Annotated in this window: 4 protein-coding genes; 3 read left to right on the top strand and 1 reads right to left on the bottom strand. The window is 65.1% G+C overall.

Annotated elements, in window-relative coordinates:
• From QOI01_RS20765 to QOI01_RS20755, 3 genes are all read left to right on the top strand, one after another.
• Positions 1–222 (top strand): hypothetical protein (locus tag QOI01_RS20765; protein ID WP_526384256.1); only part of this gene is annotated, 222 nt, incomplete at its 5' end.
• Between the two features lie 283 nt (positions 223–505).
• Positions 506–727 carry a hypothetical protein gene (locus tag QOI01_RS20760; RefSeq protein WP_526384254.1) on the top strand — a complete coding sequence of 74 codons (222 nt, stop codon included), beginning with the start codon at positions 506–508 and terminating at the stop codon, positions 725–727.
• Positions 728–938: 211 nt separating this feature from the next.
• Positions 939–2,153, top strand: coding sequence for a zinc-dependent alcohol dehydrogenase (locus QOI01_RS20755; protein WP_526384252.1), 1,215 nt, complete (start codon positions 939–941; stop codon positions 2,151–2,153).
• 259 nt (positions 2,154–2,412) lie between these two features.
• Here QOI01_RS20755 and QOI01_RS20750 read toward each other — a convergent pair.
• Positions 2,413–3,575 (bottom strand): MFS transporter (locus QOI01_RS20750; RefSeq protein WP_526384250.1); only part of this gene is annotated, 1,163 nt, incomplete at its 5' end.

Raw genomic sequence — 3,575 nt, 5'->3', positions numbered from 1 at the left:
GACACCAGCGTCAAGAATCTGGACACCCTCGTCGGCCGCAACGTCGTCGGCGCCGTCTTGGTGCATTGCATCTATAGCTGCACCGCCCTTTCGGATGGCCACCCGATGATGCACGTGGTCGGGAATCCCGTGCCTGACTCGAGGACCACGATGACGTCGGCCTCGTCGACGCCGACGCCAACCCATCCCGAGTGGTGTATGGCCAACCGGCGCCGGACATGATCACCCAAGGGTGATGGCGCTGCGTGCTTCCAGGTACCAGGTAGTTCTCGACACCGACGGGCCGGAACGCGGATGGCGGCTGGCCTTGATGACATCCGCCTTCGCGGCGTCCATTCTCAAGTCAGGACGCGCCGCACATCGGAGTGAGGCGCGTCGCAAGCGCAGATGTCCGTCGACCGAATCGGACCGGAGCGCGACGTGCCGGTCCACCGGCCTCGTCGCCGGGAGCCGCAAGGGCGAACCGCGGCGTCCTACGTGAAAGTCGTTGTATTGAGGAGGAGTCATGACCGGAATCGTCGTCCTCACCCTCGTGGGGCTGCTCGTCTACGGCATCTGGCAGACCGTCAGCAAATCCGCGCCCAATGAAGGGCCCAAGTGCTCCGTGTGCGGCACCACCAAGCGGACACTCCAGTGGATGAGAAGCTGGCAGGACTGGTACTGCTGGCCGTGCAAGGAGCATTGCATCCATGTCATCCTGAGGGCCCTCATCGGAGAACACGCGTGACGCCCAACGAGTCGAGTGCCGTTGGCTAGCCGCAGAATCCGGATAGTGCCCAGGAGTGGGCGCGGGCTGGGGCCCGTTGCTCGACGGGGGTCTTCAGCTGGTTCCGGCGTCGTTTCGTTGTCCGGACAACTGCCAACCGGTCTGGCCGCCGCCGGGATTTCTAGCTCGAGTTGACGGACGGGCAAAAACGACACGCAAGGAGGAGACGCGAGTGAGCCATCCGACCAAGGTCAGAACCGACGCCGCATATCCGCTGCCCGAGCAGATGCGGGCCTGGGTGCTCGGCGATCCCGGCCAAATCAGCCTGGTGGACAAGCCGATTCCGATGCCAGGACGCGCCGAGGTGTTGGTGCGCATCGATGCCGTAGCGATCTGCGCGACAGACGTGGAGATCATCCATCACGGCGCGCCGGCGATGATCGGTGGCGGCGAACCGTTCAACAAGATGTTTACCCCGGGTCACGAATACATGGGCACCGTGGCGGCACTCGGCCCGGGCGTCGATGAGTACCGCATTGGCCAGCGCGTCACCGTGGAGGTCCATGCCGGCTGCGGACGGTGCACGCGCTGCCGCCAGGGCATGTACACCGCCTGCCTCAACTACGGCCTGAACTACGGTGACGTCGACAAGGGCCACCGCGCAAACGGATTCACCACCGACGGTGGATTCGCCGAATACGCCGTCAACAACATCAACACGCTAATTGCCATCCCCGACAGCATGTCTGACGCCGAGGCGACGCTGGTGGTCACGGCAGGCACCGCGATGTACGGGCTGACCGAACTCGGCGGGCTGGTGGCGGGAGAAGGTGTCGCCGTGTTGGGGCCGGGACCGATCGGATTGCTCGGCGTCGCCGTGGCCAAGGCGCTCGGGGCATCGCCGGTCGTGCTCACCGGGACCCGGGACAACCGCCTGCAAATCGGCCGCGCGTTGGGCGCGGACCACGTGATCAACGTGCGCGACGAGGATGCGGTGGAGGCGGTGCGCCATATCACTGGCGGCAAGGGCCTGGATTACGTACTGGAGTGTTCTGGTGCACCCGATGCCGTGAACCAGGCAGTGCGCATGGCGAGCCGCGGTGGCCGCATCTGCCTCGCCGCCTTCCCGCACCAGCCGGTGCCGATCGACGTCGCCTTCATCGTGCGCAACAACATCTACCTCTATGGCATTCGCGGCGAGGGCAAGAGTGCCGCCCGCCGCGCCGAGGCGTTGATGTCGCAGAAACGCTTCGATGCCAACAAGATTCACACGCACACGTTCGGCCTGCACGATCTGCCGACGGCCCTGCGCTACGCCGGCGAACACATCGACGATGCGATCAAGGTGGTGGTGACCGTCGCAACGCCGAGTTGGCGCGGGCAACCATGCCCGCGGACCACCACTCAAGTCACAGAGGTCACCGGGGTTCCGGTCGTTGGACATTGACCCGACCGGGCTGTCATGCCAAGGCACGGTAACGCGGCACCGCGAGACCCCGCCCGGTTTGCAATTTGTTGAGGGACGTCATGAGGTGCACTACCGCTAGGACAAAGATTCCGGTCAGCAGCGGCCACTGATAGGCGCCAACAGTGACGACACGGGTGCTCTGACGCGCAATTTCTTGGATGACGCGATACGAATATCGCGCAGGTAGCGACGCAGTCATCCCAGCGGGTATCGGTGGCCGACCGATCGGACGCCGAGTTCATCGACGGACCGCTTGCGCACCTGCTCCCGGGCCGCTCCGGCGCCAACCAGCGCGGACATCCCTCGTCGCCCCTGATCCGCCAGCGGGAGCAACGGCATAACCGTTCTTCGGCCGTTCCGAGGGTCCGGCGATGAGCGGAGCGAGTCGCTCCGCCGAACGAATCGCGTGTAGCGATGTCGACCAAATGCCCAGGGCCGTCATCCCGAGCCCGAGCGTTGCGCACAACAACCACAGCGGCCTGGCGTCCGCCGTGTACTGGGCGGTGCTGGCGGTCAGCGTTGCCCCGGCTAGCGAACCGCAAAGCGCCACACCGATACTCACACCCACCTGTCGACAGGTCGAGGTGACCGCCGAGGCCGCACCAGCACGATCTGTCGGCATGCCGCTCACCGCCGTGGTGGTGATCGGTGCGTTGGACATCGCGAAGCCGGCGCCGAACACCGCAAAGATCGCCACCACGGCCCACACCGGAGCCGTGACTGTGAGACCGGCCAGCATGAGCGTCGCCGCGGTAATCATGATTCCGGCCGCCAGCAACGACGGTCGACTGCCGAAGCGGCCGACCAACCGGCCCGATATTGGCGACAGTATAAGAGCTGCAAGGGAAATCGGCAGATACATCAGGCCGGTGTGGACCGCCGAATAGTGTCGCTCACCCTGCAGGTACAACGACATCATGAACAGGAAGGCACCGTAGGCGGCGTACGCGCACACCGCGATCACCGTCACCGACGCGAACGGGATGCTGCGGAAGAATCGCAGCTCGATGAACGGATCGTGGCGCCGGGATTCATAGGGGAGAAATCCCACCACCGCCACCATCGCCACGATCGATATCGCGACGGACGGAGCTGCCGTCCAGCCCATTTCTCGTCCCTGGATGAGCACGAAGACGACGGCGAAGAGGAACGTCACCGCGAGCGCCTGACCGATCGGGTCGACATCCCGCATCGTGGCGGAGCGTGATTCCGGGACGAAGATCGCGGTGAGCACGATCGCAGCGGCGCAGATCGGCAGGTTGATCCAGAACACCGCGCGCCAGTCACCGAGCTCGATCAGTGCGCCGCCCAGCATCGGGCCGAGTGCCATCGCAATGCCCATCACGGCTCCCCAGATGCCGATTGCACGGGCCCGCTCGACCCGGCCGACGAACACCTGAC

Origin of the sequence: Mycobacterium sp. (genome assembly GCF_032162605.1) — a bacterium.
GTDB lineage: Bacteria > Actinomycetota > Actinomycetes > Mycobacteriales > Mycobacteriaceae > Mycobacterium.
The sequence above is the reverse complement of the archived record's forward strand: the minus strand, read 5'-3'. Positions and strand labels throughout refer to the sequence as shown.

Coding starts and splice junctions, on each gene's coding strand:
- QOI01_RS20760 (WP_526384254.1), top strand. CDS start 506: ATGACCGGAATCGTCGTCCTCACCCTCGTGGGGCTGCTCGTCTACGGC.